Annotated in this window: 19 protein-coding genes and 1 pseudogene; 11 read left to right on the forward strand and 9 right to left on the reverse strand. The window is 59.4% G+C overall.

All coding sequences use genetic code 11. From position 1 onward, the window contains the following. Nucleotides 1-265, forward strand: a pseudogene (locus TQ39_RS21230) (Gfo/Idh/MocA family protein); the annotation flags it as partial. A gap of 225 nt (nt 266-490) precedes the next feature. Here TQ39_RS21230 and TQ39_RS08440 read toward each other — a convergent pair. The 7 genes from TQ39_RS08440 to TQ39_RS08475 form a co-directional block, all read right to left on the reverse strand. Beyond that, a complete protein-coding gene (locus tag TQ39_RS08440) occupies nt 491-1,684 on the reverse strand; it encodes a winged helix DNA-binding domain-containing protein (protein ID WP_050005218.1) in 1,194 nt (397 codons plus the stop codon). Between the two features lie 610 nt (nt 1,685-2,294). Beyond that, nucleotides 2,295-4,106, reverse strand: coding sequence for a serine hydrolase domain-containing protein (locus TQ39_RS08445; RefSeq protein WP_050005219.1), 1,812 nt, complete (start codon nt 4,104-4,106; stop codon nt 2,295-2,297). A gap of 363 nt (nt 4,107-4,469) precedes the next feature. Further along, nucleotides 4,470-6,290, reverse strand: coding sequence for a glutamine--fructose-6-phosphate transaminase (isomerizing) (gene glmS, locus TQ39_RS08450; RefSeq protein WP_050005220.1), 1,821 nt, complete (start codon nt 6,288-6,290; stop codon nt 4,470-4,472). 634 nt (nt 6,291-6,924) lie between these two features. After that, nucleotides 6,925-7,473, reverse strand: a complete 549-nt coding sequence (locus TQ39_RS08460) for a hypothetical protein (RefSeq protein WP_050005221.1) — start codon at nt 7,471-7,473, stop codon at nt 6,925-6,927. Between the two features lie 4 nt (nt 7,474-7,477). Beyond that, a complete protein-coding gene (locus TQ39_RS21830) occupies nt 7,478-8,113 on the reverse strand; it encodes a J domain-containing protein (RefSeq protein WP_050005222.1) in 636 nt (211 codons plus the stop codon). Between the two features lie 82 nt (nt 8,114-8,195). Further along, a complete protein-coding gene (locus tag TQ39_RS08470; protein ID WP_009324464.1) occupies nt 8,196-9,047 on the reverse strand; it encodes a DUF5685 family protein in 852 nt (283 codons plus the stop codon). A gap of 167 nt (nt 9,048-9,214) precedes the next feature. Next, nucleotides 9,215-10,069, reverse strand: coding sequence for a polysaccharide deacetylase family protein (locus TQ39_RS08475; RefSeq protein ID WP_242853472.1), 855 nt, complete (start codon nt 10,067-10,069; stop codon nt 9,215-9,217). Nucleotides 10,070-10,178: 109 nt separating this feature from the next. On the opposite strand from TQ39_RS08475, the gene TQ39_RS08480 reads away from it, so the two are divergent. After that, entirely contained in the window at nt 10,179-11,492 is a 1,314-nt protein-coding gene (locus TQ39_RS08480; protein WP_009324407.1) for a DNA recombination protein RmuC, read from the forward strand. After that, nucleotides 11,489-12,214 (forward strand): SOS response-associated peptidase, encoded by a 726-nt coding sequence (locus tag TQ39_RS08485; protein WP_050005223.1) that lies wholly within the window; start codon nt 11,489-11,491, stop codon nt 12,212-12,214. Before TQ39_RS08480 ends, TQ39_RS08485 begins: the two co-directional genes overlap by 4 nt. Nucleotides 12,215-12,282: 68 nt before the next feature. Here TQ39_RS08485 and TQ39_RS08490 read toward each other — a convergent pair whose 3' ends face one another. Then, entirely contained in the window at nt 12,283-13,167 is an 885-nt protein-coding gene (locus TQ39_RS08490; RefSeq protein ID WP_009324405.1) for an AraC family transcriptional regulator, read from the reverse strand. A 238-nt stretch (nt 13,168-13,405) separates the two neighbouring features. Here TQ39_RS08490 and TQ39_RS08495 point away from each other — a divergent pair, with 238 nt between their 5' ends. The 6 genes from TQ39_RS08495 to TQ39_RS08520 all read left to right on the forward strand — a co-directional run bounded on the left by TQ39_RS08495 (nt 13,406) and on the right by TQ39_RS08520 (nt 21,117). Beyond that, nucleotides 13,406-14,281: a sugar phosphate isomerase/epimerase family protein gene (locus TQ39_RS08495; RefSeq protein ID WP_009324404.1), complete on the forward strand. Its 876-nt coding sequence runs from the start codon at nt 13,406-13,408 to the stop codon at nt 14,279-14,281. A gap of 75 nt (nt 14,282-14,356) precedes the next feature. Continuing rightward, entirely contained in the window at nt 14,357-15,547 is a 1,191-nt protein-coding gene (locus tag TQ39_RS08500) for a Gfo/Idh/MocA family protein (protein ID WP_050005224.1), read from the forward strand. A gap of 86 nt (nt 15,548-15,633) precedes the next feature. Beyond that, a complete protein-coding gene (locus TQ39_RS08505; RefSeq protein ID WP_050005225.1) occupies nt 15,634-16,635 on the forward strand; it encodes a Gfo/Idh/MocA family protein in 1,002 nt (333 codons plus the stop codon). A gap of 43 nt (nt 16,636-16,678) precedes the next feature. After that, a complete protein-coding gene (locus TQ39_RS08510) occupies nt 16,679-17,563 on the forward strand; it encodes a sugar phosphate isomerase/epimerase family protein (RefSeq protein ID WP_009324401.1) in 885 nt (294 codons plus the stop codon). A gap of 255 nt (nt 17,564-17,818) precedes the next feature. After that, nucleotides 17,819-19,225, forward strand: coding sequence for a glucuronate isomerase (gene uxaC, locus TQ39_RS08515; RefSeq protein ID WP_050005226.1), 1,407 nt, complete (start codon nt 17,819-17,821; stop codon nt 19,223-19,225). A 362-nt stretch (nt 19,226-19,587) separates the two neighbouring features. Then, entirely contained in the window at nt 19,588-21,117 is a 1,530-nt protein-coding gene (locus TQ39_RS08520; protein WP_050005227.1) for an MFS transporter, read from the forward strand. A gap of 104 nt (nt 21,118-21,221) precedes the next feature. On the opposite strand, the gene TQ39_RS08525 is transcribed toward TQ39_RS08520, so the two are convergent. Then, nucleotides 21,222-21,689 carry a methylated-DNA--[protein]-cysteine S-methyltransferase gene (locus tag TQ39_RS08525; protein ID WP_050005228.1) on the reverse strand — a complete coding sequence of 156 codons (468 nt, stop codon included), beginning with the start codon at nt 21,687-21,689 and terminating at the stop codon, nt 21,222-21,224. Between the two features lie 119 nt (nt 21,690-21,808). Between TQ39_RS08525 and yfcE the strand changes: the two genes are divergently transcribed. Beyond that, nucleotides 21,809-22,357: a phosphodiesterase gene (yfcE, locus tag TQ39_RS08530; RefSeq protein WP_009324397.1), complete on the forward strand. Its 549-nt coding sequence runs from the start codon at nt 21,809-21,811 to the stop codon at nt 22,355-22,357. A 3-nt stretch (nt 22,358-22,360) separates the two neighbouring features. Then, on the forward strand, nt 22,361-23,218 hold the full coding sequence (locus TQ39_RS08535) for a tRNA 2-thiocytidine biosynthesis TtcA family protein (protein WP_050005229.1): 858 nt from the start codon (nt 22,361-22,363) through the stop codon (nt 23,216-23,218). The last annotated feature ends 280 nt before the right edge of the window (nt 23,219-23,498 follow it).

A 23,498-nucleotide genomic window follows, 5' to 3' on the forward strand; every position in this document is an offset into this window, starting at 1 on the left:
AGTGCGCACCATCGACACGGCCAGCGAGAGCGGCTGGCGCGAGGAAGTGGTGGACCTCGCCATCGGCGGAGACAAAAGCGGCATGACAGGCTCCCACGGCGGCGGAGACCTGCGGCTGGTGGAGGACTTTGTGCGCGTGCTGCAGGGCGAACAGCCGTCCATCTCCTGCACGAACATCAACGATTCCCTCAATGGCCATCTGGCTGTGTTTCAGGCGGAAAAGGCACGCAAAACGGGAACCGTATGCACGATGCCGCAGATATAAAAACGCCGCATCCGGCCGGTTCATACAAAAAAGCTCCCGCATGGAGGCCGCATCTGCGGCCCCCCGCGGGAGCTTTTTTATTGCTCCGCAATAAAAACGTATCTCAATGGCCGCGGGTAAGGACGGCCCGCGTGGCCGAAAGAATAGCCTGTGGCTGTTTTTTGTCGGACATTGCGCCTGAGCGGCGGCGAACAGCCAAAGCGATGCGCCTGAGGACGCAAGGCGTCATCCATCCTCCAGTGTGTATTTCAAAAGAGAAAGCCCGCGGAACGCGGCGTATTCCTGCGCGCGTATTTCCAGCATGCTTTGCTGCCGTGCCGAAAACGCCTGCCAGGCTGTGACGGAAAGCTCCAGCCTGTCCCGGACGGTCCGGGCCGTCCACATGCCGGAGATGCGGCCATCCAGCACGACAGCGCCGGGATTGCCGACGGTGCGCCACACCAGCTTCTGAAGCGCTTTGTCGGGCAGCAGCACGTCCCGGTCCCGGGTGTCGAGGTAAGGGTCGTGCGGCCCGAGCAGGAGCAGCCGCTCCTGCGGGCCGCAGGGATGGGCCAGCGCATCGCGGTCGGCAGAAAGGAGCCAGCGCGCTTTGCCCTCCACAGATACCGGCTCCAGCTCCTGCGCCACGCTGTTCCAAAGCCGCCGCGCCTGTGCGGGCGAGCAGCCGAGCCACTCTGCCAGGAGGGCCGGCGTGGAGGGGCCGTGGCAGTGCAGGAATTTTCGGACCAACAGCCTGTCCGCGTCCGGCGGAGTTTCGGGCGCGCGGCCCAGCCAGCTTCGGAACGACGCAAAGGTCGGGCTGCCGCCCTGGCGGCAGCCAAATACCACAAGGCCGGAAAAGGAACAGGGCCGCAGCAGGAACGATACGGCCGCGCCGCCCACAGTCTGCCGGTCCGGCGCGCCGTACATAGAGGGTGCGTCCCACAGTGTCCGTTTTTCCGACGGCAGGTGTTCCCGTACGGCATCCGCCAGTACACGGTCCAGCGTTTCCTTGCCTTGAACGGTGTGGGCATCCAGATACCCCGCTGCCTGCTTCACAAGCGGCAGCAGGCTGTCAAAGCTCATTTGCAGGTGCTCCAGCGCCAGAGCGATGCCGCGGGTATAGATCCACGGCGCTTCCCCCTTAAGCGCGGCGAGCGGGGAGAGAAAAATTCCGCTTTCCGCAGTGGGAAACACAACGGGCACGCCCCGGTAGCTCCAGGCCTGCAGCAGGGTTTTCCGGCGGTACAGCGCGTCGTGCAGCTCCGGCAGAGTGCAGCCTTCCACGCGGTTGAACAGAGCTGTTTCCCACGCACCGGGCGGCGAGTTCTGTACTCCGCAGGCCCCGGCGGCGGTTTCAATTTGCCCGGATGGGAGCATTTTGTCCAGATGATGTGCCCGGAGCCGAAAGCTCCGCACAGCTTGCGCACGGATGTCCACAGAATACGCCCCGCTTTCCTTTTTTGAATCGTCTTGTCATCATTATACCATGACGCCGCGAAGCGGCCACAACAAAACCGCACGTGCTGCGGTTTTGGATGGTTCAATGTTCTCAAAGCCCTGTGCGCCGGCACAGGGGCGTGTGCCTTGCACACGCACAGCCGCGAAGCGGCAGCTTTGAGGTTATTATACCATGACGCCGCGAAGCGGCCTCAACAAAACCGCATTGAGCGCGGCGCTTTCGCCCAAAGGGCGAAATGCGACCGGATGGGAGCAAGCCGCCTCGCGCGAGGATGTGCCTTTGAGCGCGGCGCTTTCGCCCAAAGGGCGAAATGCGACCGGATGGGAGCAAGCCGCCCCGCGCGAGGATGTGCCTTTGAGCGCGGCGCTTTCGCCCAAAGGGCGAAATGCGACCGGATGGGAGCAAGCCGCCCCGCGCGAGGATGTGCCTTTGAGCGCGGCGTTTTCGCTCAAAGGGCGAAGTGCGTGCGGGCTGCGGGCCTGGCCAGCCCGGTTGGCACAGCAAATGCCTGCCGGGGAAAAAATCCGGCCCGGTCTGTTTGAAAAGCGAAAGCCGCTTTTGCCGCAGACCGGGCGGGGAAAGACTGTGTCACGCCTGCCCGGGAGCAGGCAATTCCTCCGGCGGCACGCTGTGCACGACGGGGGAACAGACGCGGTGGATGAGATAATGCAGATAGTCGATATCCTTGAACAAATCCAGCCCCTGAGACTGGGATTTCATTGTGCCCTGCAGTGAGCGCATTGCTACAAGCAGGCCCGGCGCTTCGTCAAATTTCACCGTCAGCCCGCCGTCCGGCCGGAACACGAATTTCAGCAGACGGGAGCTGGAGCTTTCCAGAAAACAAAGCGTCACTTTCAAAACGGGTTCGTCGTCCTCGTTGGCGGTAAAGCGCCCCGTCACGCCCACGGCGAAGCGGTTGCCACCCAAGTCCAGCTCGTATTCCAGCGCGTTTTCAAAGCCCACGGGAATGCAGTACTCCACGCCGCCTTCGGTCCAGAGCAGCGAAAGCGTGTTGTCCCCCACACGGAAAGCTGCTTTTTCCGAGCCTTTGGTATACCAGTCCTCCATGCAGCCCAGAATGGCGGGCAGCAGGCCGGCCCGGTTTTCCTCCAGCCGGTATGTTTGGGCGAGAGCGGGGCGCACGCTGTCCGGGATAGGAGAGGGAGCAGACGGCGCGGCAGGGGGGAACAGTGCGTTACGGACACGCGCGTACCAGGGATGCCTGACGGGAACAGGCGGTTCCGGCACAGCCTCGCCGAAGCGCAGATGCGCCGCCGTAAAGGCAAGGCGCGCGTCTGCGGCGGGGTCGGCCGGCAGGGGCGCGGGAGCACGGGCCACGGCCTTCAGAAATTCTCTCACAGCGGTGTAGCTGCGGCTGCGGGTAAATAAATTGCCCGCGCCTGCGTTCACGGCCAGCACCAGGTCCAGGTCCGGCGCAACGACGACATACTGGCCGAACATGCCGTTGAACATATAAGTGTGGTCGGCGCTGTGCGGCCAGAGCTGATAGCCGTATTCTTCGCCGTTCTCATGCACGGTGTCGGGTTTGACGGCGGCTTCCACCCAGGCGGCGCTCAAAAGGCGCTGTTCCTTTCCGTCGGCACCCGTCCATTTGCCCTTTTGCAGATAGAGCTGGCCCAGCTTGGCGATGTCCTCCAGATAAACGTACATGCCCCAGCCGCCTTTTTCGATGCCCTGGGGGCAGGTCTCCCACGCTACATCGCCGAAGCCCAGCGGCTCGAACAGGCGCGGGCGCAGATAGGCCGAAAGACCCAGCCCTGTTTTGCGCTTGACGATGGCGGAAAGCATGTAGCTGTTCATGCTGTTGTAATCGAATGCGGAGCCGGGCTCGAACAGAACATCTGCGTCCAGAAAGCCTTTGACCCAGTCGCCTTCCAGAACCGCGCCGGCCTCCTTGAAAGCGACGCCGCTTGTCATGGTGACGAGGTGCCGCACTGTGACGGCGCGCATGCGGCGGCTGGTGAGCAGGCCGCACTTTTCAGGAAAGATCTCGCATACATGCTCATCCAGTGAAAGGCGGCCTTCATCTGCCAGCATGCCTATGGCGGTGCCCGTCACGCTTTTGCACATGCTGTGCGTCACATGCCAATACCGGCTTGAATAGGGCGCGTACCATCCCTCGCTCACCACACGGCCGTGGCGCAGTACGATGCAGGCATGGGTGCCGCACTCGGCGCCGGACAGGCTGCGGTACAGCGTATCCAGCGCGGCAGCAGGCACACCCTCGTCCCGCGGCGCACTGCGCGGCAGGAGTGTGGGCAGCCTGCCCGTGCGGGGCGGCTTTTGCGGCCGCACGGGGAACGGCAGGATGTTGTCCGTATCGTTCAGCAGATATTTGCGGGCGTAATTCAGCATTTTGATGTTGCTGCGCAGTTCCATGAATGGTTCTCCCTCAGCCCGGGCGCGCGCGGAGCGGCCTGCCGGGCGGTCTGTCTGTAAATACTTTCCGACAACTAAAGTATAGCATCTTTGCACAGTTTTTCTATAAACAGTTTGTAAAGAATGTCGTGAGCCTGTGTCTGCGCCCGCTTCCCGAACGGCGGGCGGAAGCGCGGCCGTGCGCGCGAACGGGGGATGCAGCATACCGGCCCTCCTCCGGGAGAGTTCTCCCGTTTCTTTTGAGGATGGGCGTGCAGGGCGCGGTGTAATCCGCCGTTCGGGGGAGGCGGCAAAAAAGCATGCGGCCAGGGGAAAAGCAAACGCCCGGAACCGCCGGAAAAGACGGTCCCGGGCGCGGAAGGGTCATTCCACCGTCACGCTCTTGGCCAGATTGCGGGGTTTATCCACGTCGCAGCCGCGCAGCACGCTCATGTAATAGGCAAACAGCTGCAGCGGTACGATCAGCAGCAGCGGCATGAACACGCCCTCAAATTCGGGCAGGCGCACCACATGATCCGCTGCGTCGGCAGGGACCTTTGCGTCCTGTTTGCAAAGCAGGATCACCCGGCCGCCGCGTGTCTTTACCTCCTTGACGTTGCTGATGGTTTTTTCATATACGCTGTCCTGTGTGGCAAGCGCCACTACGGGCGTGCCCTCCACGATCAGAGAGATGGTGCCGTGCTTCAGCTCGCCGGCCGCGTAGGCCTCGCTGTGCACATAGCTGATCTCCTTCAGCTTGAGGCTGCCCTCCAGCGAGAGCGCATAGTCGAACCCGCGTCCCATGAAGAACAGATGATCGCTGTTCATGAACTGGCTGGCGAGGTATTTGATGTTGTCACAGTCCTTCAGAATGGGGCGCAGCAGCTCCGGAACGCGCTGCAGCTCGACCGTCAGGTGGCGCACGATGCATTCGTCCTGTGCGCCGCGGGCCAGCGCCAGACGCAGCGCGAACAGATACAGCACGGCCATCTGCACGCTGTACGCCTTGGTGCTGGCGACGGCGATCTCCGGCCCGGCGTAGGTGTACAGAACCCAGTCGGCCGCGCGGGCGATGGAAGAACCAACCACGTTCACCACAGCAAGCGTTTTTGCGCCGCGCTCCCTGGCAAGCTTCAGTGCGGCCAGCGTATCCAGAGTCTCGCCGCTCTGGCTGATGATGACCACCAGATCGTTTTTGCCAAGGACGGGGTCCCGGTAGCGGAATTCACTGGCGATGTCTACATAAACGGGCACGCGGGCGATGCGCTCAATGGCGGTCTTGCCGACCATGCCGGCGTGCATGGCTGTGCCGCAGGCAACGATGTGGATATTCTCCACTCCTGCAAGGTATTCGTCCGTCAGTCCGGGCACGCCCAGCGCGGGCAGGCCGTCCTGTACGCGCGGATTGACGGTGGCGCGCAGGGCCTCCGGCTGCTCGTGGATCTCCTTGAGCATAAAGTGAGGATAACCGCCTTTTTCGGCGGCGCCGATGTCCCAGTCGGCCGTGAGGTGCTGCTTTTGCACCGGATGGCCGAAAGCGTCGTATACGTCGATCTTATCCGCGCTCAGCACAGCGATTTCGCCCTCTTCCAGCACCGCATAATCGCGGGTATAGCGCAGCAGAGCGGGAATGTCGCTGGCGAGAAAGTTTTCTCCGGCGCCGTAACCGACGATCAGAGGGCTTTCCTTGCGCACGGAGAAGATCTGCCCGGGAAAATCTTTGAACAGGATGGCGAGCCCGTAGCTGCCGCGCACCTGCTCCAGCGTCCGCAGGATGGCGTCCAGCGGTTCGCCGTGATAGTTGTGGTCCAGCAGCTTTACCAGCACCTCGGTGTCTGTTTCGCTGCAGAATTCATAGCCTCGTTTCATAAGGTGCTCCTTGAGCTGGGCGTAGTTTTCAATGATGCCGTTGTGCACCAGGCTGACGCGCGCGGCGCAATGGGGATGGCTGTTTACGTCGCTGGGGGCGCCGTGCGTAGCCCAGCGTGTGTGCCCGATGCCGCAGTGCGAGGCCATGGGCGGCATGCCGTTCAGTTTTTCTGCCAGAACGGCCAGCCTGCCCTGTGCTTTGACGACCCGGATCTCATCGTTTACGCACAATGCGACTCCGGCTGAATCATAGCCCCGGTATTCCAGCTTGGAAAGTCCGTCCAGCAGTACGTCCGTGCTCTGGCGCGAGCCGATATATCCAACAATTCCACACATAAATTCTATCTCCCAACATTGTCATTTGAAAAATGGTACAATGCGAAAGACGCAAAAACACAAAACAATACCAAGGCCATGCCGCCGCGCAGAAAAGCGCCGCATGGCCTGCCGAAAGACACAACACGTCCGGGGCGTACCCCGCCGGCGCGCCCGCGTTTTTGCGTCTTTGCATTTATGTATTTTGTGCCGCGCCGCTTAAGCTGCGGCACAGCCGAAGAGACAGGCGTACCGCGGCGGCGCCCGGAGGCTGCCGCGGTCGGATAACGTCTGTCCGGGCGGCGTACTGCACCGCCCGCAAAAAAACGCCGCCCGCCGCGCGGGGACGCAAAATTTTATGTGTAAAATCCCGGTGTGCCATGCGTCTCTGTTTCGGCGTTGCCGCCGTGTTTTGCCCGCATGGTGTCGGCCGCCCGGAACCCCGGCCGTGGGAGCATCCGCCGAATCTTTCGATGCCGCCCGCTTCGGCACATTGCCGAAAACGGGTTATCTCCCATCCTCGTCACCCTTCGTGGCGGTGGGCAAGCCCATGGGGAAGCAGCGCTTCCCGCTCCGCTGTTGCAAAAGGGCCCGGCGCTTCATAGCTGCATGGAATATCAAACCTCCCGGTGTTGTAAAGCCGGCGCCCCGCGGCTCAGTGCATTTTCATCAGCCTTGCCCGAAAGCGGGCGCAGTACAGGCCGATGATGCGGGCCACGGCGACGTCGTATATCACAAAGGTGACGTTGCCCATCAAGAGCAGCAGCCCCGTGAACGGGATGCCCATGCTCTCGAATTCCTCGACAACGGCGCCGATGGGAAACAAAAATAAAATGATGCCGTACATGCCGACGATGCATGCGTTGAACACGGCCAGCTTGACGGCCCACTGGGCCGCACGGGAGCGCATGCGCTCGATGCTGGCCTTAAGCAGGGGATAAAAGCCAAGAAAAAAGACGAAGATCAGGCTCATTTCCTTGTCGGGAACGACAAAGAGCGAGAGCAGGCCGATGGCGGCGTACAGAACATAGCCTGTTTTTATGCCGAATTCAATGGCCACGGGCACGATGAGAATGCCCGCAAGCGCGGGCGCGACGTAGGTGGCCAGCGGCAGGATGCCGCCCATCAGCATCAGGACGGCGGCCAGCGAGCCGAACACGCCGGAAAGCGCGATCTTACGGCTTTCACTGCTGCGTTTCTGCATGGCGTCAGCAGCCTCCCCGGCCACAGCCGCAGCACATGTCCATGCACATCATGGCCGTGCACATGTCGCAGCAGGAGCAGCCCACGGCCTGAGCGCCCGCCATACCGTTGTTCCCATAAGGGTTGCCGGGCATCGCGCCGCCGGCGCTGTTCTGCAAATTGCGCAGCGCGGCCTCATATTCCCGGTTGCCCGGAGCAAGGCGGCACGCCGTCTGGAAATAGCGCAGCGCGTCGGCTACCCATCCCTTATAATAATATGCGCTGCCCACAAGGAAGTTCCATTCCGCGTCGTTGGCACCGCCCTGGATCGCGTTCAATTCCGCAAGGGCCTGCTCCACCGCGCCGCTGTTGATCATCTGGCGGATGGCTCGGTAGCGTCCGTTGGCCGCCGCGCCTGTGTCCGGCTCCGGCTCGCCTGCGTTTGCAGCGCGCCTGCTGTTTACGGGCGTGCCGGTGCGGATGGCGCCCATCAGCGCGTCGAAAGCCTCGTTCAGTTCGGTCATTTTGGCCTCGGCCTCCTCGCGCAGGGGGCCGGCCTCATAATTGTCCGGGTTGTACTTCTGCGCCAGAGCCCGGTATGCGGTTTTGATCTCTTCTTCTGTCGCGCCCTCGGTAAGGCCCAGAACTTTGTATGCGTCCATTTGAATTCCTTTCTGTTGTCGGATGTCAGGCTGTATGTTTCCGCCGCACGGAGCGGAGATGCATCACGTTCCGCGCACAGCTTTATGCGCCGTGCCTGGGCTGCGTGCGCTTTTGCCCGGCCAGTGCGATACTCTGCGGCAGGCCGAGAAAGACGATGTTGTCCAGGATCGCCTTGCAGGGCCCCGGCTCCAGCAGGTTGTAGGCCAGAGCCGCCTCGCCCGCGCACATGCGGCACAGGCGCTGTGCCTCGGCCACTGCCTCCGCCTTGGAAAGGCCCTGCAGCGCAAACACATTGTACGCGCCGTTCCGGATGTCCTTTTCGTAATCCTCGGCCGCGTCCAGGTAATAGATGATCTTCCCCACAAACAGGCCCATGCGCTCCAGCGCACGGCTGCCCGGCGCGGCCAGGCGGAACAGCGCGGCCGTCATGCGGGCCGTGGGGTCCGCCGCTTCATCGGCGCTTTTGCTGGCGCGGCGCTCCAGTGCCTGCTGGGTGGCCGTCTGTTCGCGCAGCGTCTCGTCCAGCGCGGGCCTGCGGACCGCCGCCTTTTTGCGCATGCGGCTCAAAAAGGGCCACAGGACCAGAGCGGGCAGACGCTTGAAAAAACGTTCGTCCGCAAGGTCGTCCGCCAGCTTGTAATACACCGTCAGCACCAGCGCGTCCGCAGCCAGGGCAAGGCCTGCGGTGCTTTGGCACATCGGCCGTTTTTCCACCGGGTTGGCCATGCAGCGCTCCGGGCACATACGCGCCTGCGTGCCCGCCATACCGTCCGCCAGCAGAGCCGGCAGGACAAGGTCGTAATTCAGCAGAAAACGGGACAAAAAGCCATATTCACGCTTCAGCTCCTTGCACAGGCCGCAGTAATAGGCGCGGTAGGCGTGCCACTCGCGTACCTTCAGCTCTGCTGTCAGGGGCAAAACATAGCCGAACATGTGCGCACGCCCTTTCCGCTGCAAGATACGAAACACATTCAGTATACAATATCTTGTGCCTTTTTACAATTCTCACGACGGATTTTCAGGCTTTTTGCTGTTAAAATTTGCATTTTTTTCATATTCCGGCCGTATTTTGTCCACAGCAGGCGGGGCGACGGCGGCGGTTACGGCTTTTTTTCCAGATGGTCCACGGTATCGAATCGGTAGCCTGCATTTTTGAACCAGCGGATAACATCCGGCAGCGCGGCGGCCGTGTTCTTCGTGGCGTTGGTGTCGTGCATCAGCACCACGCAGGTGTTTTTGTCGCCGACCTCGCGGATGATGTTGTTGTAAATGGTAGAGGCCGAGGGGTGGCCGCCGAGGGAATCCTCCGCGCACACGTTCCAGTCGACATAGGTGAAGCCGCGGCTTTCCGCATCGGCTTTCAGCTTTTTCATGATATCACTGCCGCCGTAGCGGTGGCTGACGGTGTTGGTGCTGCCGCCGGGAAAGCGCAGCCATTTGATTTCATGGTCCGCGGGCACATATGGAAGCAGCTTTTCGCGCAGCTTCTGCAGATCATCCCAATAGGCGTCCGGGCTTTTATAGATGCTTTTGTAATCGTGGCTGCAGGTGTGCAGTGCGATGAGATGCCCTTCCTGGACGGTGCGCTCCAGCAGGGGCAGGTATTCCTCGTTGTTGTCTGCCGCCATGACAAAAAAAGTAGCGGGCACGCCCTCGGCCTTCAGCGTGTCCAGCACGCTTTCCGTAGTGGCGGAGGGGCCGTCGTCGAATGTCAGATAGACCACCTTGTCCGCGGCCGCGCCGCTCTGCGCGTCCGTGCTGCCGGAGACGGAAGCCTGCACGGCCATGACGGCCCGCGTGTCCGCAAGGTCCTCCTGTGTACAGCCTACAGGCGCGCCGCCCGGCAGCAGGTGCATGCCCAGCCCCGCCGCCGCGCACAGGCACAGCCCCAGCACGGCGCCGCGCCGCGCCCGTTTTGAAATGCGTACTTGCTTCAGCTTGTCAAACAAATCCATCGCCGCCTTCGTTGTTGCTTTATAGGGGAATTCCTCGTATACTATACTTTATGAAAGCGCCCCCGCGGATATCACACAACCCGGGAGGCAAGGCAAAGGAGACAAGCGAATGACCGAATATATTACACTGGCGCTGGCGGGTATCGCGGCTGTTTTGTCGCTGGTCTGCGTACTTATCAGGCCGAAACAGGGGGCGACACTGCGCGACCTGCAGAACCTTTCACAGGAGCTGCAGGAAGAGATGCGCGCGCTGCGCACGGAGGTGGGCGGCACCATCCACGGAACGCTGCAGTCCACGGCGGAGCTTCAGGCAAACGCACAAAGGCAGGTGGCGGAGGCGCAGAACACCCGCCTGCGGGAGCTGAGCGAACAGCTTGCCGTGCGCCAGACTGCGCTGCAAAAAGCCGTGACGGACCAGCTGCAGTTCATTGAGCAGCGCATGAAAACGGGCGCGCTGGAGAGCGAGCAGAAGCTGGAGAACATCCGCACCACGATGGAAACGCGCATTGCGGCCATGCAGGCGGACAACGGCAAGCGCCTGGACGAGATGCGCCACACTGTGGACGAGAAGCTGCAGAAAACGCTGGACGAAAAGCTGCAGCAGTCCTTCAGCCGTGTGAGCGAGCAGTTGGAGAGCGTATACAAGGGCCTGGGCGAGATGCAGACGCTGGCAACAGGCGTGGGCGACCTGAAAAAGGTTTTGAGCAATGTGAAAACGCGCGGCATTTTGGGAGAGATCCAGCTGGGCGCGATTCTGGAGCAGATCCTTGCGCCGGAGCAGTACGCAGAGAACGTGGCTACCGTGAAGGGCAGCAGCGAGCGCGTGGAATACGCCGTGAGGCTGCCGGGCGACGGCACCTCCTGTGTGTATCTGCCCATCGACGCAAAATTTCCCATCGACGCATACAACGGCCTGCTGGACGCCTACGACACCGCCGATGCGGCGCAGGTGGAGGCGGCCGCCAAGGTTCTGGAGCAGCGCATCCGCCAGTTTGCGAAGGACATCCATACTAAGTACATCCATGTGCCTGAAACGACGGATTTCGGCATTATGTTCCTGCCCATCGAGGGCCTTTACGCCGAGGTGGTGCGGCGGGGCATGGTGGAGCGCCTGCAGGCGGAGTTCAAGGTCGTCATCGCAGGGCCGACGACCATGGCTGCGCTGCTGAACAGCCTGCAGATGGGCTTCAAGACGCTGGCCATCCAAAAGCGGTCCAGCGAAGTGTGGGATGTGCTGAGCAGTGTGAAATCCGAGTTTGAAACGTTCGGCACGGCACTGGAGCAGGCACAGACGCGCATCAATCAGGCGGGCAACGCGCTGGAGAGCCTGGTGGGCGTGCGCACACGTCAGATCCAGCGAAAGCTGCGCAGCGTCACCACGCTGCCGGAAGCGGGCGCCGCCGGAGAAGCGTTGGAGGAATGAGCGAAGCGGGCCGGGCGGCGGGGCGCCCCGGCCGGTATTTTGCCGCGGCGCTGCGTTTTGCCCGCACCACAGGGCATACTGGTATTGATGTTTCAGCGGGCGGCGGCCGAAGCGCGCCGCGAAAGAAAGGGGCGAATACCATGTGCGGACGGTATCAGTTTTCCTGGGAGGAGAGCCGGATGCTGGCACGCATCCGGGAGGCGGTGCGGAAGGCGGGTGCGCAGGCGCCGCGGGATGAGGTGTTCCCCTCGGACGGCGCGCCGGTGCTTGTTTTGCGGGAGGGGAAGGTCGTTCCCGCGGTGATGGGTTGGGGCTTTCCCGGTATGCAGGGGGGAAGGAATGTCATCAACGCCCGGGCCGAGACGGCCGAGGAACGGCCCATGTTTCGTGACGGCGTGGCCGCCCGGCGGTGTGTGGTGCCGGCCACCGGCTTTTATGAATGGGACGCGGATAAACGCAGATATCTTTTCCGTATGCCCGCCCGGACGGAGCTGTATATGGCGGCGCTGTACGGCGTGTTCGGGGGAGAGGCGCGGTACTGCATCCTGACGACGCAGGCCAATGCCAGCGTGGCCCCGGTGCACCACCGTATGCCGCTGGTGCTGCGCGCACAGGAGGTGCGCCCCTGGCTGGAGGATGAACAAACCGCGCGCCGCCTGCTGCACGAAACGCCGCCGGAGCTGGAGCGGCGGGAGACGGACGGCCAGCTGCGGCTGTGGTAAAAAAACGCGCCCCGGAAACCATCCAGGGCGCGTTTTGTATGCCGGAAGCAGGCGCGCCGGCGCCGCGTTTATTTGGAGCCTGAGCCGTTCGTTTGAGCCGTGCCGGAGAAATCCTTGGGGCTGATGCCGTATTCGGCCTTGAAAGCGCGGTAAAAATTGGAGTAATCCCCGAAGCCGCAGTGCTGGTAGACGTCGGTGGGCGGCAGGCCGTCCGAAAGCATCTGTTTTGCAATGACAAGCCGCTTTTGAATGACATAGCGGTAGATGCTGGTGCCCACAAGGCGGTTGAACTCATGGGACAGGTGATATTTGTTGACAAAGAAGCGCGAGGCCAGCATGTCGAGGGAAAGCTCCTCGTGATAGTGGTCGTTGATATAGTTGAGCACGTTCGTCACGATCGGCCCGGACTTATCCGTCAGCTCGTGGTGCTGGGCGGAGTTGGCCGCTTGCCGGTTCAGCTCCACCAGAAGCTGGATGAGGCAGCCGATGGAAGCAAGGTCCGAGCCGTAATCGGCGCTGTTGGTCTCGGCCACAAGGCGCTCCATCAGGTCTGTCACATGCTGGCGCGGCGTGGGCGCCAGACGCAGCAGATTGGTGTGGCCGGGCACGGTGGAATCGAAGCAGTGCGTCAGCGTGGTGTGGGGCGTGCTGAACTGCTCCAGAAAGCTTTTGTTCACCCACAGCACGATACGCTCGTAGGGATGCTTTTCCAGCGTGATGCGGGGCTGGTGCAGCTCCAGCGGGCTGATGAGCAGGATGTCCCCCGGCAGAAGATGGTAGTTCCGGCTCTCGATGGTATAATTGACGTTCCCGTTTAAAAACAGGTATACTTCATAGAAATCATGATGATGCAGCGCCACGTTATTCAGATAGGAATCCCGGTAACGGTAGATCTCGTAGTTATTGGTGAGCATCTGTTGGCGCACGGTGAATTTCTGGATCTTATTTCCCAACACAGTCCCTGCCTTTCCTCAGCCTGAACCGGCATTCGGCGGCTCGATCACCCTTAATGATAAAGTATGATAGCCTTGTAAACAGTTTAAGACAATTTTCGCAATGTGTCAAGCAATAATAGCAATCACGGTTGCAAATCGGTGTGCTATACTTGACATAGTACCTAATTTTGGACCATGCTGCCCTGATGAATCATGGCACAACAACCAATCGGCAAGAAAAGGGGTAACGTATTTTATGAAAGAAAACATTTATATTTCCGGTTTTGCGGACGAGATCAGTCCGGATTTTACCGAGCAGCTCAAGACGGTGACGTCGCTGGGCATGCATTACATCTCCCTGCGCTCGGCGGACGGCAAGAACATTGCCGAATACACGCCGGATGAAGTGCGTGAAAAGCTGATGCCGCGCCTCGCCCAGTATGGTGTGAAGGTGTCGTCCATCGGTTCGCCCGTCGGCAAGGTGGGTGTGGAGGACGAGGCCGGCTTTGCCGAGCATCTGGCGGGCCTGGAACGCCTGTGTGAGATCTGCAAGCTGCTGGACTGCCGCTATATCCGCATGTTCAGTTTCTTCATCCCCCACGGCAAAGATCCGGACAGCTACCGCGACGTGGTGATCGAAAAGCTGCGCAAGTTTGCCGCCGTGGCTGAAAAGCACGACGTCATCCTGCTGCACGAGAATGAAAAAGACATTTACGGCGACACCGGCGCGCGCTGCAGGGTCATTTTTGAAGCGCTGGCCAGCCCGCATTTCCGCGCGGCATTCGACTTTGCGAATTTTGTGCAGTGCGGCGAGGATACGGAAAAGTGCTGGGAGCTGCTGCGCCCCTATATTGAGTATATCCATATCAAGGATGCCGTCTCTCACGACAAGGAGAATGTGCTGTGCGGTACAGGCGAAGGCAAGATCAAGGCACTGCTCACCCGCGCCATCCGCGACGAAGGCTACGAGGGATTCCTGACACTGGAGCCGCATCTGGTGCTGTTCGCGTCGCTGCAGTCCCTGGAGACGGAGGATGCTGCCAACATCATCAAGAAGAACAAGGCGAAAGACGGCGCGGAGGGCTACGCCATGCAGTACCACGCGCTCAGGGAGATCCTGGACGCCATCTGAGCTGTTTTCCCGGCGGGTGGTCCCGCTTTTGACATACCGGCAATGAAATGCAAACATAAAGGAGAGAGTGTACTTATGGAAAAAGTAAGATTTGGCCTCATCGGCATCGGCGCCCAGGGCGGCGCTTACGCAGGATTTTTGACAGGCCAGGGCGGATTCCCCGGCATGCCTGCCCCTCAATGCCCCCCGCACTGCGCGCTGGGCGCCTTGTGCGACATTGACCCCGAGAAGGAGAAAATGTGCCGGGAAAAATATCCCGACGTCCCGTTCTTCAAGGATTGGAAGGAAATGGTTGCCTCCGGCACAGTGGACGCCGTTATCACCACGGTTCCGCACTATCTGCATCACGAGATCGCTATCTACTGCCTGGAGCACGGCATGAATGTTCTGGTGGAAAAGCCCGCCGGCGTGCGTGCGAAGGACGTTATGGCCATGAACAAGTGCGCCGAGGAGCACCCCGACGTTGCGTTCGGCATCATGTTCAACCAGCGCACCAATAAGCTGTACCAGAAGATTAAGGAGATCGTTGCCTCCGGCGAGCTGGGTGAGATCCGCCGCTCCAACTGGATCATCAACACCTGGTGGCGTCCGGACAGCTACTACCAGCAGAGCGAATGGCGCGCCACCTGGGGCGGCGAAGGCGGCGGTGTTCTGGTGAACCAAGCTCCGCACCAGCTCGACCTCTGGCAGTGGATCTGCGGCATCCCCACGAAGGTCACCTCCAAGAACATCAATGGTTCTCACCGCAAGATCGACGTTGAGAACGATGTCACCATCGTGACCGAGTACGCCAACGGTGCTACCGGCAGCTTTATCACCTGCACCCACGATGCCATCGGCACCGACCGGCTGGAGATCGACCTGGACGGCGGCAAGATCGTTGTTGAGGACAGCAAGAAAGCCAAGATCTACCGCATGAAAAAGACCGAGCCTGAGATGAACGAGACCATGTCCATGATGGACGTTGCCAAGCTGACGATGGGCAACGCCGCGGGCGGCCTGTATGACCTTGAGGAGTTTGAGAACCAGGACGGCTGGGGCTATCAGCACACTACTGTTATGGAAAACTTTGCCTGCCACATCATTGAGGGCACTCCGCTGCTGGCTCCGGGCTCCGACGGCATCAACGGCGTGAACCTGGCCAATGCTTCCCAGCTTTCCGCCTGGACGAACCGCACCGTAAGCAACCCGGTGGATCCCGAGGAATATGCGGCCGAGCTGAACAAGCGCATCGAGGCCGAGGGCAAATTCCCCGTCCGCGAGTAAACAGCACCGCGCGGCGGGACAAAGCGGCGGCGGCCGTTCGCCGTCCGCCGCTTTGCCTGTTTTGCCGCTGAAAGCGAGGAAAGAATATGAAAAAAGCAGCAGTGATCGGTTTGGGAGATATTTCTCCCATCCATCTGGCCGCCATCGCGGGCAACCCGGACATCGAGCTGTGCGCGGTGTGCGACATTGATCCCGAAGCAGGGCAGCGCGCCCCGGAGGGTGTGCCCTTTTACACGGATTATGAGGAGATGCTGCGGGAGGCAAAGCCGGACTGCGTACACGTTTGTCTGCCGCATTACCTGCATTATCCCGTCTCGAAATATTTTGCCGAGCACGGCGTGAACGTATTCTGCGAAAAGCCCGTGGCGCTGAACACCGCGCAGGCAAAGGAATTTGCCGCGCTGGAGACCGCGCACCCCGAGGTGCACATCGGCATCTGCCTGCAGAACAGGCTGAACGAATCCGTCGAGATGCTCAAGAGCATCATCGAGAGCGGTGAATACGGCAGGGTGCTGGGGACAAAAGGCATCGTGCCCTGGGCGCGCCCCAAGCAGTATTATGACTGCAAGCCCTGGCGCGGCAAGTGGGAAACGGCCGGCGGCGGCTGTATGATCAACCAGTCTGTGCATACGCTGGACCTGCTGTACTTTCTCGGCGGCCCGGTAAAAAGCCTGCGGGCAAGCGTCAGCCAGCTTTTGGACTACGGCATTGAAGTGGAAGACACCGTGGCCGCGCAGCTCACCTATGCGGACGGAGGCAAAGGCCTGTTCATGGCCACCAACGCCAACTACAAAAATGAAAGCGTGCAGATTGGCGTACAGTTGGAAAAGGCGGATTTCGCCATCATCGAAAACGTGCTGTACCGCGTCGCCCAGGACGGTTCCCGCGAGGAGCTGTGTGAGGACGCGCGCCTTCCGGGCACCAAGTTCTATTACGGCGCCAGCCATGCAAAGCTCATCGGCAAGTTCTACAAGGCGCTGGAAGACGGTACGGACGGTTACATCCATGTGCGCGACGCCGAAATGAGCATACGGCTCATCGACGCTGTGCAGGAGGCAGGCCGCACGGGCGGCAGTGTGGCGCTGTAAGCGTGCAGGGCCGCAAAAAACGAAAGAAAAAGGAGCAGAACTTATGAAAAAAGGTTTGATCGGCGTTCAGATGAGCACCATCGCCCCCGCCAAAATGCCCAGCTTCGACGCGTTTGACGCAATGAAGAAGCTTACGGATATCGGTTATCACTGCATCGAGATCTCTCAGGTGCCCATGACGCCGGAGAACGTGGCGGGTTTCCGCAAGTCCATCGACGAGCTTGGTATGAATGTTTCTTCCTGCACCGCTTCCGTGGCGCCCATGGTGCCCGGCATGCCCGGCGAATATCTGAACAACCCGGACGATTTCAAGAAGATTGTTGAGGACTGCCGCAAGCTGGACTGCGATATGCTGCGCATCGGCATGCTGCCGATGACCTGCATGGGCAGCTACGAGAAGGCCATGGATTTCGCCAAGGAGGCGGACGAGACCGCTGCCAGGCTGAAGGAAGAGGGCATCGATCTGTACTACCACAACCACCATGTGGAGTTCGCACGCTACAACGGCAAGTATCTGCTGGACATCATCAAGGACAACACCAAAAACCTGGGCTTTGAGCTGGACATCCACTGGATTCACCGCGGCGGCGAGAATCCCGTTGAGTTTATCAAAAAGTACGCGGGCCGCATCCGCCTGCTGCACCTGAAGGATTACCGCATCGGCGAAATGAAAATGCCCGAGGGCGGTATTGATTTCACCAATCGTGAGTCCATTATGAAGTTCATGGGCGGGTTCAACAACGTGGTGCAGTTCGCCGAGGTGGGCGAGGGCACGCTGCCCGTGGCCGCCTGCATCGAGGCGGGCCTGGCCGGCGGCAGTGAGTATTTCCTGGTCGAGCAGGACGACACCTACGGCCGCGACCCGTTTGAGAGCCTGAAAATCAGCCACGATAACCTCGTCAAGCTGGGCTACGGCGAGTGGTTCTAAGCGCATAAACGGTGATTTTTCCGCCCATGCTTTGCGGACGGAAAAACAGCAGCCCTCCGGCCGGTTCGTCCGCAGCCGGGGGGTTGTCTCTTTTCGGGGCGCGCAAGCATTGCAATGCAAGAAGCAATAATAGCAATTTCTATTACAAATCCGTATGGTAAACTTGAGACAGCAGATAAAAGGGCCGGTGTTTTGCGGTGTTCCCGTGTGCAAAATGCGGCGCCCGGAATAAAATGAACAGGAGGAACGATCCCAATGAAACCCTTTATGGACAAGGATTTTTTGCTTTCCACTCCCACGGCGCAGAAGCTCTATCATGAATATGCGGCGGATATGCCCATCATCGACTATCACTGCCACGTCAGCCCGCGGGAGATCTTCGAGGACCGCCGGTTTGAGAACATCACCCAGGTGTGGCTGGGCGGCGACCATTACAAATGGCGTGTGATGCGCTCCAACGGCGTGGAGGAAAAGTACATTACGGGCGATGCGCCGGACCGGGAGAAATTCCAGAAATTTGCCGAGGCTCTGCCTCGTGCCATCGGAAACCCCATGTACCATTGGTGCCATTTGGAGCTGAAAAAGTACTTCGGTTATGAGGGCGCTCTGAATGGAGAAACAGCCGAAGAGGTCTGGAATCTGTGCAACGAAAAGCTGAAGGAGCCGGGCATGAGCGTGCGCGGGCTGATCGCCCAGAGCAACGTGGCCTTTGTCGGTACCACAGACGACCCTGTGGATTCTCTGGAATGGCATCAGAAAATCAAGGAAGATCCGTCCATTACCACTGTGGTGGCGCCGTCTTTCCGCCCGGACAAGGCTCTGAACATCGACAAGGCGGGTTGGAAGGAGTATATTGCGAAGCTGGCCGAGGTGTGCGGCTGCGAGATCAAAGACAGCGCCGCGCTGGAGTGCGCGCTGGCCTCCCGCATCGACCATTTTGACGCCGCGGGCTGCCGCGCGTCCGACCACGGCCTTGACTATGTCATTTACCGCCCGGCGGACCGCGCTGCAGTGGATATGGTGTTCAGCAAGGGGATGAACGACGAAGCCCTCACCGTGGAGGAGATCGAGCTGTTCAAGACGGATCTGCTGCTGTTCTGCGGCCGTGAGTATGCAAAGCGCGGCTGGGTGATGCAGCTGCACTATAATTGTCTGCGCAACCCCAACAAGAAAATGTTTGCGAAGCTCGGCCCGGACACCGGTTACGACGTGATCAACACTGTCAATTGCGGCGAGGCTGTGGCCGGTGTGCTGAACGCGCTGGAGGAAACAGGCGAGCTGCCCCGCACCATTCTGTACAGTTTGAATCCGGCGGACAACCAGCTGCTGGATACCATCATCGGCGCGTTCCAGGGCACTGAAGTGGCGGGTAAGGTCCAGCACGGCAGCGCCTGGTGGTTCAACGATACAAAGACGGGCATGCAGGAGCAGATGACCAGCTTGGCCAACCTGAGCCTGTTGGGCAACTTCGTGGGTATGCTGACGGACAGCCGCAGCTTCCTGAGCTACACCCGCCACGAATATTTCCGCCGCATTCTGTGTGAACTGATCGGCGGCTGGGTAGAGAACGGCGAGTATCCGGCCGATATGGAGATGCTGGGCGGCATTGTGCGCGATATCAGCTTTAACAATGCTGCAAGGTATTTCGGCATTGGACGCTGAAGCCAATATATTGCGAATATTGCAGAAGGTTTTTCGTCGCTTTAAAAGGAGGGCTCCTTAGGGAGCCTTCCTTTTTTATTGCGTCCTTGTAAATTTTTTTATTATGACTCTTAATTTCATAAAAAATCCCCTCTATTTTGAAATCAAAATATGAAAAACAATTTCAAACTGTGTGCGTGATGTACAAAAAGAAAATAATTTTTATTGCAGAATGTCAATGAAGCAATATTTGCAATATCGGAACCGCAATAATAACATATGTATTGTTGTTAATAAACTGTTAAGATATCGATAAGAAGTCTTAACTTCTTTGCGCGGACAAAGGAGCTGAGGAACAGTAAGAAAGAAAAGGAGAGGGTATCATGAATGATTCCAAAGCGGTCCCGGCGGCGGGAATGCATCGTGCAAAAACCTGGGAGATCGGTTTTTATGCACTGAACAACACCTCGACGAATACATACATGATGATGATGATGTATGTGTCCTACCTGGTGGGAGGAATTATGGGCGTTGGATTCGCCTTGGTGAGTGTTCTGCTTACTGTTATGCGCGTATGGGACGGTGTGACGGATCCGATCATCGGGTTCATGGTAGACAAGACGAACGGCAGGCTGGGGAAGAACCGTCCTTTCATCATCATCGGAAATTTGATCTTGATGGTGTGCTCGTTCATTATGTTTTTTGTGGGCCCGCAGCTGCCGGAGAATTTTGTGCTCCGCCTGCTGTTTTTCATTGTAGTGTATGCAATCTATATCATCGGCTACACCTGCCAGTGTGTTGTCACCAAATCGGCGCAGTCCTGCATGACGAACGATCCAAAGCAGCGGCCGACATTTGCCATCTTTGACTCTATCTACAACGCTGTTATCATGACGGGCCTCGGCATGCTGGTGACGATGTATCTTGTGCCGAAATACACGGTGGGTGAGGTATCCGGGTTTATGAATCCCGCGATGTTCCGTGAACTGTGGTTTATCTGTGTTTCGATGGCCACGGTGTTCGCGATCCTAGCGCTCATTGGCATCTGGCGCAAGGACCGTCCGGAATATTTCGGTTTGGGTGTGGCACAGCGTATCCGTATTCGCGATTACTGGGAAGTGCTTAAAAACAACCGTGCCATTCAGATGCTGGTCGTCGCTGCTTCTACGGATAAACTGTTCATGAGCGTGCAGTCCAATACGACCATCATGGCGGTGCTTTACGGCGTGCTGTTCGGCAACATCGCGCTGCAGGGGCAGATGAGTTCGCTGGTGCTGATCCCGACTGTCATCATCAATTTTCTGGGCATCAAATTCATCGCTTCCCGGATGGGGCAAAAGAAAGCGCTGCTGTTCGGCACCTACGGCGCCATCGGCACGTCCGTGCTGATGTTCTGCTTGATGGTTTGGGGCGACCCCGGCTCGTTCAGCTTCACAAATATCAGCTTTTTCACCATCGCGTTCTGCCTGCTGTGGATCTTCCAGAAGGGCTTTTCGGGCATCTCCGGTAATATCGTTATCCCGATGACCGCCGATTGCGCGGATTATGAGACATACCGCACCGGCAAATACGTCCCGGGCCTGATGGGCACTCTGTTCAGCTTTGTGGACAAGGTGATCTCTTCGCTGGCTTCCACCATCGTCGCCCTGATGTTCGCGCTGGTCGGCTATGCGCAGGAAGTCCCCACCGATAAATCGCCGTGGAGCGAGGGCCTGTTCTGGGTCGTAGTGATCGCGTTTACCATCGTCCCCATCATCGGCTGGCTGTGCAATGTGGTGGCGATGAAGTTCTATCCGCTGACCAAGGAAAAGATGGAGGAGATACAGGAAAAGATCGCGGAGATCAAGGCAAAGAACCTGGCGGAGAACGAGGCCGCCGCCGCTGCGGAAGCAGTCGAGGCCGAGCTGCCCTGACCCGTGGAGGGATCTCTCGTTCAAGAGCCTATGCCTGCAAATCAAAAAGGACCGTCCTGCTTTCACAGGACGGTCCTTTTTAATGGCGCCTTCCGGCGGAGCGGTCAAAGCAAGACGCCTTCCAGGCGCAGCAGCGCTTCTTTCTTATCCAGCCCGCCCCCGTATCCCGTCAGCTGTCCGGATGCGCCGATAACGCGGTGGCAGGGCACGAAGATGGAAAGCGGATTGCGCCCGTTGGCGCGGCCCACCGCCCGGCAGGCGGCAGGACGGCCGATCTGCCGGGCGATGTCCGCATAACTGCGTGTTTCTCCATAGGGGATGGTGGACAGCGCCTGCCAGACCGTACGCTCAAAGGGTGTACCGATTTCAAACTCCAGCGGCAGCTCGAACTCCGTGCGCAGGCCGCCGAAATATTCCGCAAGCTGCTCCGCGGCCTTTTGCAGCAAGGGCGTTTCCCGTATCTCCGCATCCGCCGGGTGTTCGCCGTGCAGCAGCACGTCTGTGACAGCGCGGCCGTTTTCTGCGAGGCCCAGCCTGCCGATGGGAGTGTCGTAATAGAAAACTGATTTCATGGCGTTCGTTCCTTTCTGTCCTTCGTATGGCTCGTCTGCCCTCATTCTACCATGTTTTGCGCAAAAAATCTTCCAGTTTCGGCGCAAATCGTTTATACTATACAATTGAGGTGATACCAATGAAACTGTTGTTTGCAAGCGACCTCCACGGCTCCGCCTATTACGCGGAAAAGCTGGAGGAGCTGATTCGGAACGAGGCGCCCGACAAGACTGTCCTGCTGGGCGACCTGCTGTACCACGGCCCCCGCAACGACCTGCCCCGGGAGTACGATCCCAAAAAAGTGACGGCCATTCTGAACGGCCTGAAAACACAGGTGCTGGCTGTGCGCGGCAATTGCGACGCTGAGGTGGACCAGATGGTGCTGGAGTTTCCCATCATGGCGGATTACATGGCTCTGTTTCTGGAAGGACGCATGGTGTTCGTCACTCACGGGCATTTGTTCAACGAGGAAAATCTGCCCAATTTCAACCCGGGCGACGTACTCATCCACGGCCATACCCACGTGCGTGCTGCGGCGGACCGGGGCGCTTATTTCTTCCTGAACCCCGGAAGCATGGCGCTTCCAAAAGGCGACGGCGTTCACAGCTATATGGTGTATGAGGACGGCGTGTTCACCACGAAGGATATGGACGGCGCGGTGCTGGAAACGCTGGACATCCGGCGCTGACCCATGGAAAAGACGGTAGAGATAGAGCGCAGCATCATCAAAAAATACAAGAAACCCATTTGGCATCGGTTCATCGGCGGCTGTAAGGACTATCGGCTGGTGAACGCGGGGGACCGCATCGCGGTGTGTATTTCCGGCGGAAAGGACAGCTTTCTGCTTGCCAAATGCATGCAGCAGCTGCAAAAGCACAGCGACGTTCCGTTTGAATTGGAATTTTTGTGTATGGACCCGGGCTACCGCCCGGAAAACCGCGCCATGATCGAGCGCAACGCCGCGCTCATGGGGGTGCCGCTGCATATTTTCGAGACGGATATCTTTGACACAGTGGTGAATATCGAACAGTCGCCGTGTTATCTGTGCGCGCGCATGCGGCGCGGACATCTGTATAAAAACGCACGGGCGCTGGGCTGCAATAAGATCGCGCTGGGGCACCATTTCGACGACGTGATCGAAACGACGCTTATGAGCATGCTGTGGGGCGCGGAGGTCAAGACCATGATGCCGAAGCTGCACAGCACCAATTATCCGGGTATGGAGCTTATCCGTCCGCTGTACCTGGTGCGTGAGACGGATATTTTGGCGTGGAAACGCTACAACGGTCTGACATTTCTGCAGTGCGCCTGCCGTTTCACCGAGCAGGAAGCGGATGAAGGCATGCACGGCGCACGCAGCGAAACAAAGGCTCTCATTGCGGCACTGCGCAAAACGAATCCGCAGGCAGACGTAAATATCTTCCGAAGCATGCATCATGTCAATTTGAACATGGCGCTGGGATGGACGCAAGACGGGCAGCTCCGCAGCTTTCTGGACGGCTATGAAACACAGCGCACTGCGGCGGGCGGCGGGCCGGAAAACGAGTGAACAGGCACGAAAAAATCCCGGACGGTATTGGACCATACGTGCCATTCCGTCCGCTTCGCGGCGGGCGCTGCCTGTGCAGATGACTGCCGTGTCAGCATGGGCAAAGACAAAAAACAGCACCGCGCCCCGCCCGGTTCCTGCCGGGATGGGCGCGGTGCTGTTTCGCGCAGGGGAAAAGGGCGCACGCGGGCGGCAGCGTGCGGCGGTCGAGGCTGCACAAGACGTACGGAAAGGTGGGCGGCAGCCGCTTGCCCGGCGGACTTCACAGTGGCGCCGCAGG

It is taken from the genome of Ruthenibacterium lactatiformans, assembly GCF_000949455.1.
In the GTDB taxonomy this organism is placed as follows: domain Bacteria; phylum Bacillota; class Clostridia; order Oscillospirales; family Ruminococcaceae; genus Ruthenibacterium; species Ruthenibacterium lactatiformans.

Bases quoted from the DNA above. Each gene is read 5' to 3' on its own strand.
- TQ39_RS08445 (WP_050005219.1), bottom strand. From the start codon at position 4,106: ATGGAACTGCGCAGCAACATCAAAATGCTGAATTACGCCCGCAAATAT.
- glmS (WP_050005220.1), bottom strand. From the start codon at position 6,290: ATGTGTGGAATTGTTGGATATATCGGCTCGCGCCAGAGCACGGACGTA.
- TQ39_RS08460 (WP_050005221.1), bottom strand. From the start codon at position 7,473: ATGCAGAAACGCAGCAGTGAAAGCCGTAAGATCGCGCTTTCCGGCGTG.
- TQ39_RS21830 (WP_050005222.1), bottom strand. From the start codon at position 8,113: ATGGACGCATACAAAGTTCTGGGCCTTACCGAGGGCGCGACAGAAGAA.
- TQ39_RS08470 (WP_009324464.1), bottom strand. From the start codon at position 9,047: ATGTTCGGCTATGTTTTGCCCCTGACAGCAGAGCTGAAGGTACGCGAG.
- TQ39_RS08475 (WP_242853472.1), bottom strand. From the start codon at position 10,069: ATGGATTTGTTTGACAAGCTGAAGCAAGTACGCATTTCAAAACGGGCG.
- TQ39_RS08480 (WP_009324407.1), top strand. From the start codon at position 10,179: ATGACCGAATATATTACACTGGCGCTGGCGGGTATCGCGGCTGTTTTG.
- TQ39_RS08485 (WP_050005223.1), top strand. From the start codon at position 11,489: ATGAGCGAAGCGGGCCGGGCGGCGGGGCGCCCCGGCCGGTATTTTGCC.
- TQ39_RS08495 (WP_009324404.1), top strand. From the start codon at position 13,406: ATGAAAGAAAACATTTATATTTCCGGTTTTGCGGACGAGATCAGTCCG.
- TQ39_RS08500 (WP_050005224.1), top strand. From the start codon at position 14,357: ATGGAAAAAGTAAGATTTGGCCTCATCGGCATCGGCGCCCAGGGCGGC.
- TQ39_RS08505 (WP_050005225.1), top strand. From the start codon at position 15,634: ATGAAAAAAGCAGCAGTGATCGGTTTGGGAGATATTTCTCCCATCCAT.
- TQ39_RS08510 (WP_009324401.1), top strand. From the start codon at position 16,679: ATGAAAAAAGGTTTGATCGGCGTTCAGATGAGCACCATCGCCCCCGCC.
- uxaC (WP_050005226.1), top strand. From the start codon at position 17,819: ATGAAACCCTTTATGGACAAGGATTTTTTGCTTTCCACTCCCACGGCG.
- TQ39_RS08520 (WP_050005227.1), top strand. From the start codon at position 19,588: ATGAATGATTCCAAAGCGGTCCCGGCGGCGGGAATGCATCGTGCAAAA.
- TQ39_RS08525 (WP_050005228.1), bottom strand. From the start codon at position 21,689: ATGAAATCAGTTTTCTATTACGACACTCCCATCGGCAGGCTGGGCCTC.
- yfcE (WP_009324397.1), top strand. From the start codon at position 21,809: ATGAAACTGTTGTTTGCAAGCGACCTCCACGGCTCCGCCTATTACGCG.
- TQ39_RS08535 (WP_050005229.1), top strand. From the start codon at position 22,361: ATGGAAAAGACGGTAGAGATAGAGCGCAGCATCATCAAAAAATACAAG.